8 protein-coding genes are annotated in these 8,242 nt (G+C 44.8%); 7 read left to right on the top strand and 1 reads right to left on the bottom strand.

The window, feature by feature from the left end:
- Positions 1-7: 7 nt before the first annotated feature.
- Positions 8-1,027 (bottom strand): hypothetical protein, encoded by a 1,020-nt coding sequence (locus tag Q0614_RS09470; RefSeq protein ID WP_298788298.1) that lies wholly within the window; start codon positions 1,025-1,027, stop codon positions 8-10.
- Positions 1,028-1,493: 466 nt separating this feature from the next.
- On the opposite strand from Q0614_RS09470, the gene Q0614_RS09465 reads away from it, so the two are divergent.
- The 7 genes from Q0614_RS09465 to Q0614_RS09435 all read left to right on the top strand — a co-directional run bounded on the left by Q0614_RS09465 (position 1,494) and on the right by Q0614_RS09435 (position 8,046).
- Positions 1,494-2,744 carry a hypothetical protein gene (locus tag Q0614_RS09465; protein WP_298788297.1) on the top strand — a complete coding sequence of 417 codons (1,251 nt, stop codon included), beginning with the start codon at positions 1,494-1,496 and terminating at the stop codon, positions 2,742-2,744.
- The gene (locus Q0614_RS09460; RefSeq protein WP_298788295.1) at positions 2,741-4,663 is read left to right on the top strand and encodes a ribonuclease R family protein; all 1,923 of its coding nucleotides are present in this window, start codon (positions 2,741-2,743) and stop codon (positions 4,661-4,663) included. The genes Q0614_RS09465 and Q0614_RS09460 overlap by 4 nt, the downstream gene beginning before the upstream one ends.
- Positions 4,663-5,667, top strand: a complete 1,005-nt coding sequence (locus tag Q0614_RS09455) for a DNA polymerase III subunit delta (protein WP_298788293.1) — start codon at positions 4,663-4,665, stop codon at positions 5,665-5,667. The genes Q0614_RS09460 and Q0614_RS09455 overlap by 1 nt, the downstream gene beginning before the upstream one ends.
- 84 nt (positions 5,668-5,751) lie before the next feature.
- The gene (gene rpsF, locus Q0614_RS09450) at positions 5,752-6,165 is read left to right on the top strand and encodes a 30S ribosomal protein S6 (RefSeq protein ID WP_005873267.1); all 414 of its coding nucleotides are present in this window, start codon (positions 5,752-5,754) and stop codon (positions 6,163-6,165) included.
- Between the two features lie 10 nt (positions 6,166-6,175).
- Positions 6,176-6,769, top strand: coding sequence for a single-stranded DNA-binding protein (locus tag Q0614_RS09445; RefSeq protein ID WP_298788291.1), 594 nt, complete (start codon positions 6,176-6,178; stop codon positions 6,767-6,769).
- Positions 6,770-6,782: 13 nt separating this feature from the next.
- A complete protein-coding gene (gene rpsR / locus Q0614_RS09440) occupies positions 6,783-7,043 on the top strand; it encodes a 30S ribosomal protein S18 (protein ID WP_295151385.1) in 261 nt (86 codons plus the stop codon).
- A 508-nt stretch (positions 7,044-7,551) separates the two neighbouring features.
- Positions 7,552-8,046 (top strand): hypothetical protein, encoded by a 495-nt coding sequence (locus Q0614_RS09435; RefSeq protein WP_298788289.1) that lies wholly within the window; start codon positions 7,552-7,554, stop codon positions 8,044-8,046.
- Positions 8,047-8,242 lie beyond the last annotated feature (196 nt).

Here is an 8,242-nt window from a genome sequence, read left to right as displayed (position 1 = left end):
AACTTTCTCATTTTCTATCCTTTCTGAAGAATTCTTCTATCATCTTTTGATTACACTTTTTTATCGAATTGGTCTCGTTTTTGTTGCACATCCAAAACTCACCGCCAGATTGCGGACCCAAAGCACTCACTAGAGCTTGCAATATCCAAGTGTGATAAGACTCATAGATGTATATATTGTCGGCTAGTACCTTGCCCGTATTTATATCTTTTATGACTCCACCGTAGTTAAATCCCATTCCCAGCATCTTATCGAATATAGTTTTTATATTAGGCTTTGGTTCTAGGAGATGATATGGATCTTCCACTATAAGCTCGGCAGGCGCTATTTCATCCTTGGAGATTTCTTTGCGAGCTACACATTTGTCTTTATAAATTTCTTGAAGCTCTTTTACATCGTATTTTATATATCTTAATATTTCAGTCGCTTTTCGTTTCAAATCAGTCTCTGAGATGTTTGCGTCATCAAGCAACGATTTTATCTCTTTGGCTATTTTATCTTCGCTTTCATTATTTGACTGTAGATCGTTTAGAAATTTAACTATTTCTTTATACAGTATTGAGACGTTTTTTGAAAAATTTCTTAATGTTCGGTCAGGAGAGAGGAAGCACTCTTTTGAAGTGTTATCATCGACGTAAACCCTAAAATATTTACCGTTATTGGGACTATTTTCTGCTTTGACCTTGTAATCTATATAGTCCAAATTTCCGTTTATCAATACCTTGAAAGCTGTATCGACCGTATAGTCTCTGTCATTATTATCATCTAAAACCGGAAACCACCTATCAAATTTCTTTTCTCCGGCATAATATGCTCTGATAGCTGGCTTTTCATAGACGTTTATTTTGCCGTATAGATATCCGTAGCAATGAAATATGGCAGAAACTATAAATCCGTCACCAAAAAATACGACAAACCAAACAAGAAGCCAAAAACGTTTGCGTTTGCCTTTAGGGGCGATTAAGGCGACAAAAAAGCTTATGGTAAAAAAAGCGGGTATTATGAAAAGAAATACTATACTGCGCATATCTAACCTTTATAAAAATACATATGCAAATTTGTAAAGCCCAAAGAGTTTCTTTAGTAGCAATATTTTATTGCTCTATATTTTAGCTCGTCATTAAATTTCATATAAATTCATCTGCTTGAATTTATATGAAATTTTAAAAACCAGTTTGAGCATTTTAAAGTTATTTTCAGTTTTTAAGTCTTTTTAGCTCTTCAAACTTCTGTTTTAATTGAGCTCTTTATAAACGGAATTTCGATGCATTCTATACGAAAGGGGATTAAAATTTTATAAAACGGCGGATGAAATTTTGGTTTTGCCGTCACGATAAACGGGCGGTTTGATCCGCGATTTTTTAGCGTAAAAGAGCGCTTTAAAAGCCTCGTGAGCCGAAGCGGGATTTGGGCGTAACGGCGGCGTTTTGCTTTGCAATTTGAGTTAAAATTTGATATGATTGTGCGAAATTTATATTGAACGGCTTTTGAAAATGAATAAATTTATAACCCAAAAAATAGGCGCGCTTGCGGGCTTTAGCGATGAAATTTTAAAAATTTTAGCATCGTTTGACGCGGATGTTTCGGACGTCAGGCTCGCTTTGCAAATTTCAAAAAACGCCCCCCTCGCGGATAAAATTTTAGATTTAGCCTTTTGCGGTTTGTCTAAATTTAGCGCCGAAGAGCTCGCGAGGCAAAATTTCGGTGCCGCGGATGAGCGGTGCGATCTCCAAGGTGCAAAGTCCATAGAACACAGCTTGCAAGACGCCGCAGACGAGTGGCGGCAAAACGAGTACACCTCGAGCGAGCAAAAAGGCACAGACTTAGCAGGGCAGGGCGATAGTCTTAAATTTAATCACTCAAATGACACAAGCGGCCTAAATTGCAGCGACGAGAATTTTAAATTTAACCCCTCGCAAGCAGCAAGCGATACGCCGCCACAAAATCAGCGCGCCGCCGCGAGAGCTGATTGCACGCTAGGTTTGGGTGTTTCCGCGCAAGCCGAACGAGTGCATGGGCGAGAGCCGATACAAGCGCAGCAGCAAAAACAGGGGCAAGAATGGGGAAAGGCGCAGGAGCAGGGGCGAGAGCAGCCGGCGAAGCAGGAGCAGGGCGACACAGCACTAAAGACGCTAAATTTACAGCGAGCGTTTGAGCTTTACGGGCGCGAGCAGATGCGGGCGTTTTTTCTATTCGCCGTATTTGACGAGATGCTAAAGCCGGATTTGCAGGCGTATCGCATCGACCGCGAAAAGCTCACGCAGGTCTCGCTGCTGCGAAATCTGCTTATGTTTTCGTGGATCAAATCCTACCCGCAGATCGAGCAAAGCATCCTTTCAAGCGTGATTTTAGTGGAGTTCGGGCGGGTTTTTATCGACGAGCAGGTGTGTGCGGCGGGCAAGGCGGAGGAATTTTACCACGCCATCAAGGGCTCGATCTTTCCGCAGGATTTTACCGACGTGGAGATGGAATTTAGCGGCACAAACCGCGAGAGCGTCTCGCATGCGCTATTTGCGCATTTTGGGCTAGAGCAGATTGCGCAGGACGCGCTGTATTCAAACGCCCCTGACGACGCGCCTTTTGAGAACAAATCCCGCTACGCGATGCTAAAGATCGCCAAAACCGCGGTCAATATTTACCATCACTTCGACGAGCTTAGTATCGACAACGCTTTAAATTTACTAGTCGAGTTCGGCTTCGAGCAGGAGGCGTTTTTAGAGGCTAAAGGCGAAATTTCGATATGAAAGAGCTCCTGCGCGCCTTTAACTCGGGCGTATTTGAAAAGGATCTTAGCGGCGAGCAAAAGGAGCTCGTGCGCAACCTCCTAAATATCGGCGCCATCAGCGCACATAAGGGCAAGCTCTATCTAAATGACGGCTATGTTTTCGGCAGGCTCGACATCGCGCGCGACGGCACGGGCTATCTGCAAAGCTTCGACGATCGCTTCAAAGCTGATCTCATCATCGAAAACAGATATTTAAGCGGCGTGCATCTGGGCGATCTGATCCTAGCAAAAATTTTAAGCTCAAGAAAGTCCCGCCTGCACGCAAAGGTGCTGATGTGCGTTAAACCCGCATTCTTAACGAGCGTGGTTTATACCAAAAGCTTCGGGCGCGAAATTTTAGGCGTAAACGTCAAAACCGGACTCGCAAATCCGCTCAAAGCCACGCAAAAATCGCTAAAGCAGCTGCCGTCAGGCACCCTTTTAAAGATCGATAATCTAACGAACGAGATCACCGAGGTGATCGGAAGCCTAGCCGATCCCTTCGTCGATGAGAAAATTTCTTTAGCGATCTACGATAAAAACGACGAATTTAACGAAGCGTGCAAGCAGCAAGCCGCGAGCTTCGGCAGCGAAGTGGACGAGGCGCTGTATCCGCAGCGCGTAGATTTGCAGCATCTGCCTTTTTGCACCATCGATCCCATCGACGCCAAGGACTTCGACGACGCGATCTATTTTGACGTAAAAGAGCGCACGCTTTACGTCGCGATCGCCGACGTGAGCGAATACGTAAGCGAATACTCGCCGATCGATAAGGAGGCGAAATTTCGCGGCTTTTCGATCTACTTCCCGCACCGATCCGTACCGATGCTGCCGCGCGAGCTTAGCGAAAATATATGCTCGTTGATGCCGGATCTGCCGAGGCTAGCCTTTGTTTTTAAGATCGCTTTGGATGAAAATTTAAACCCGCAAAAGCAGGAGCTTTTCGAAGCGATCATAAGATCAAAGCGCCGCTACAATTACGACGAGGTCGATGAAATTTTACGCACCCGCAAGGCGTGCGAGCCTGAAATTTTAAGCTGGCTCTTGCCGCTTAATGAAATTTGCGAGCGCCTGCGCCGCGCGAGGCTGAAGCGCGGATTTGATTTCCGCACCAAGGAGCTTCGCATCACGCTTGATGAGTGCGGTTTTATAAGCTCCACCCGCTTTGAGACCGACACTCCGTCGCACAAGCTCATCGAGGATTGTATGCTGCTGGCCAATAAAGCCGCTGCGGCGCGCATCGAGCGGGGCGTTTTTAGAAATCATGGCTCGGCGGAGCTTAAAAAAATTTACGCTCTGCTTGACGATCTGGCGCTGTTCGGCATCGACGCGCCGTATCAGAGCAATCTTGCTAAGATGATCGGCGAAATCCAAGCGCAAGCCGATGCTATGGGGATACGCGAGGAGATTGATAAGCTCATCATCAAGGCTCAAAAGCGAGCCGAGTACGCATCCGAATCGCGCGGGCACTTCGGGCTCGGATTTGATAACTACACGCACTTTACAAGCCCGATTAGGCGCTATTCCGATCTCATTTTGCACCGATTGCTAAAGGCTCAGATGAGGGGGGATGAGAAATTTTATAATTACCTGCTTTTAAACATCGACGCGACGTGCGCGCGGCTAAATGAGCTAGAGCGCGAAGCGGACAAGGTCGCGTTTGATTTTATGGACCGAAAATTTGCGCGCTGGGCCGCAGAAAATTTAGGCAAAAAATTCCGCTGCTACATCGACGAAAACGGAAATTCCGTCACCGCAAAGCTCGACGACAAGCTGAAGGGGGCTAAAATTTTGGTTTCAAATTTCGCCGGCGACATTTTAACGCCCGTGTTGGTGGAGCTTACGGACGCAAACATCGCTAGCGGAGTGATCTTAGGCAGGGTGGTAAAGAAGATCTGATGTATAGAAAAGAATTTGACGGACTTATCGCAAGCGGAAGGGTGCCTAATTTCGTGCTTTTGCGCGGCGGAGACGATTTTTCAAACGAGCTTTACGCGCAGCGATTGAAGCAAATTTACGCCGCGGATAATTTTTTGAGTTTGTATTTTTTGGAGTATGATTTTGAACAGGCGCGAAGCTTCTTGGAGCCCTCGCTTTTCGGCGGTAGTAACACGCTTCACATCAAAACCGCCTCGCTCATCAAAAAAGAGGAGCTGCGAAGGCTCATCGCGCTGTGCAAGGCGGACGCGAATAACCATCTGATCTACGAGCTAAACGATAGCGAAATTTCTGTAAGCGCGGATTTTATCAAAGAATTTGAACGAAACGAAGTGAGGTTTTTCAAACCCTCGGGCGTAAACGAAGCCATAGCGCTGCTTGCGCAAAAATGCGAGATGTGCGGGCTTTTTGCAAACACTGCCGCGCTTAGCAGGATCTACGCCATCCACAACGAAAGCCTGAGTCTGAGCGCGAGCGAGATAGAAAAATTTGCAAGTCTGGGACTTGAGCTTAGCCTGCAAAACGTAAATTTGATGGTTTATGGGCTCAGTGAGGTAAGCTACGACGAGCTTTTCGATAAAATTTTTGGACTAAGCGACTTTCGCGTAGATTTTTACAAAATGGCTCTGGGCGGCGGATACAACGAGATGGAGCTGATAAATTATTTCTACCGCTTGATTTATAGAATTTTTCGCCTGCATGCTTACGTGAAAATAAACGGCAGATTTGATTTTAAGGCAGTTTTAGGCTATCAACCGCCCCCTTCCGTAGCCGCACAGATGCAGCGCTACGCCACCAGCTTTTCTACGCGGACGTTTTATAAAATTTTTGCCCACTTAAACGATTTGGAATTTGAACTCAAAAGCGAAAAAAACGTAGCGAAGGACGAGCTTTTGCTTGCATCGTTTTTGAGGTTGCAGCGCATGCTGCTAAGTTCGCTCGGGCAAAAAGCAAATATTAAGTGAAATTTTAGTAATATCCCTTCGCATTTTTTGCAAAATCCTTGCCCGCAGACCCCGTTTGCGAGCTAAAATCCATAAGGAGAATTTATGAGAAACTACGAGGTTTTATTCATCGTTAAGCCCACGCTTACCGACGATGAAGTTAAAACAAAAGTCGATTTCGTCAAAGAAATCATAACCAAAAATGGCGGAGAGATCGCTTCCGTGATCGAAATGGGCGCTAGAAAGCTTGCCTATAAGATCGACAAATATGAGCGCGGAGTTTATTTCGTAATCTATTTTAAAGCCGAACCGAGTTTGATCTCCGAACTTGTTAGAAATCTGCGTATCACCGAAGATATCATTAGATTTTTGACCGTCAAATATGAGACTAAGCGTGAAATTTCCGCTTGGGACAAGCTAAGCAAAGGTATCAAACTAAGCCCTGCGAAAAAAGAGCGCGAGCCAAAAGCGCCGGTAGAGCCAAAAGAGCCTGAAGAAGCAGCCAAAGAGGGCGAATAAAGGATAAAATATGTTCAATAAAGTAGTTTTGGTAGGTAATTTGACCCGAGATATCGAGCTTAGATATCTGCAAACGGGCACCGCCGTAGGTAAAACCGGCATCGCCGTCACGCGCAGATACAATAGCTCAAACGGCGAGAAACGCGAAGAAACGTGCTTTATAGACATAGATTTTTTCGGTCGCACGGCCGAGATCGCAAACCAATACTTGCGAAAAGGCAGTAAAATTTTGATCGAAGGCCGCTTAAAGCTAGATCAGTGGCAGGATCAAAACGGACAGAACCGAAGCAAGCACTCCATTAGCGTAGATACGATGGAGATGCTAGGAAGCAATCAAGGTGGAAGCGGCGGCTATAATCAAGGCGGTAATTACGAGGGCGGCAATTATGGCGGAAGCTCCGGCGGCTACGGCGGAGGAAATTCTAGCGGCGGTAATTACGGCGGCGGAAATAGCTATGCTAATAGACAAAACTCAAATTCTAGAGGCGCAAAAAACGATTACAACGCGCCTAAACAAAAAGAGCAGAGTTACGAAAGCACGATTCCGGAAGTCGACGTCGATGCCGATAAATACGATGACGGCAACGACACGATCCCATTTTAATTAAGGAAAAATCATGGCAGATAAGAGAAAATATACTAGAAAGTATTGCAAATTTACGGAAGCAAAGATCGAATTTATCGATTATAAGGACACGGCGCTGCTAAAGCACTGCCTAAGCGAGCGCTTTAAGATTATGCCACGTCGCTTAACCGGCACCAGCAAAAAATACCAAGAGATGGTAGAAAAGGCTATCAAGCGCGCGCGCCAAGCAGCCCTTATACCTTACATTGTCGATCGCAAAGACGTGGTCGTAAATCCATTCGAAAATCTTTAAATTTTAGCGGTACAAAGCCGCTAAAATTCCCCCTATTTTAAACTCTAAATTTTAAAATTTAAGCTCGCTCTTATATATATATAATTCCACCTATATTTTTTCAAAGGAGAAATTATGGCAGAGAATGAATATCCGGATCATTTAATGTGCCCATTTTGTGGCAAAGACGACATCAAATACGGAGCAATCGTATGCGGTGGGTGCCAGGCGGAGATCTCTTATAGCAGACCTTGGATAAAGACGCTTCTTATTTCTATAGTTTGGCTTTGGTTTGCGGGAGCTCTTACTAAGAATAGTGATACCGTATTTTACATTGTTATAGCTGTAGGAGTTATAGGCGTAATTAGTTCTTTTTTTATGGCGCGAGATCACAGTCCGCGATTTCATAGGACTATGAAGCACGTTAAATAGTCTATATTCCGCCGTTCACTGGCGGAGAAATTTTGTAATTCTCCGATTAAATTTAAATTTTGGAGAATTACATTACTTAAATTTTAAAAGATAGATTATGAATTTTTTCCTAGGCTTCCTTGCTGGTAGCGGTGCTTTTGATGGGTTTGCAGCTGCGGTTATCGTTTTTGGCGTCATAGCCATTTTGGGTGGTTTTAATGCCGTTATAGCTTCCATTCCTGCTTTTATAGTGTTTTGCGTTGCAAAGGCATTTTTAGAAGGCTTGACTTCTAACGTAAATAATAGATTTGTTACCCTTGTCGTTCCGATCGCTGGAGCTTTAGTGCTAGCATACTTTACGGCTGATGCTGTTTATAAAAGTGAGCAGGCAAAAGATGCTGAGCGCGAAGTGCAGAAGCAACAAAATATGACGCAGCAAGATAAAGTCTATTATATCCAACGCAGTCTGATGTTCGGTGGCTACGACGTGGCAATCGACGGTAAGTGGGGCAAAAAGACTATGCGAGCGGCGCAGAAATACTCTGGCTCGTCCGCGACCTCGATCGACGAGCTTTATGAGGCGGTCAGGGCTAAAAAAGAGGGCAGAAGATAAAATTTAAATCGCGAGCCGAGCCTCGCACTAAATTCTTAAATTTACTCGCTTTATATATGTCTTATCGGGTGTGCTTCAAAACAGATTATGCCGTTTGTAAAATATCTTAAGTCCGCTTGAGGCGTAAATTTTAAAAATGGAGCTTGAGCGTTTTTGAGGTAAGCGGACGAAATAAACTTGCTTGTGCGCGGACTAT

It is taken from the genome of uncultured Campylobacter sp. (assembly GCF_937997595.1).
Classification (GTDB): domain Bacteria; phylum Campylobacterota; class Campylobacteria; order Campylobacterales; family Campylobacteraceae; genus Campylobacter_B.
This window is presented reverse-complemented; position numbering and strand designations above follow the sequence as displayed.